The organism is Undibacterium sp. TC9W, from assembly GCF_049339865.1.
GTDB lineage: Bacteria > Pseudomonadota > Gammaproteobacteria > Burkholderiales > Burkholderiaceae_D > Undibacterium.
This window is the reverse complement of sequence record NZ_JBMPPJ010000106.1, coordinates 1-255: the sequence shown is the minus strand read 5'-3', so window position 1 is coordinate 255 and position 255 is coordinate 1. Positions and strand designations below refer to the sequence as shown.

Annotated in this window: 1 pseudogene; it reads left to right on the top strand. The window is 53.3% G+C overall.

Features of this window, described 5'->3' with window-relative positions:
- Nucleotides 1-255, top strand: a pseudogene (locus ACO0LN_RS30440) (MotA/TolQ/ExbB proton channel family protein); the annotation flags it as partial.

The following is a 255-nucleotide window of genomic DNA, read 5'->3' as shown; positions in this document are numbered from 1 at the left end:
AAACCGGTGACTTCGTTGCCAAAGGCACCCTCATCATCATGGTCATCATGTCCATGGGCAGCTGGTACATCCTCATCACCAAAATCATTGACCAGGTCAAACTGTCCGGTCAAGCCACAGATGCCCGCTCCAAATTCTGGAAAGCAGCCTCTGTCCAAGCCGGTGCCGCTTCTTTGAAAGAAGGCAGCCCATTCCGCTTCATCGCTGACTCTGGTATCAAAGCCACAGAACACCATGAAGGCGCGCTGCTCGAAC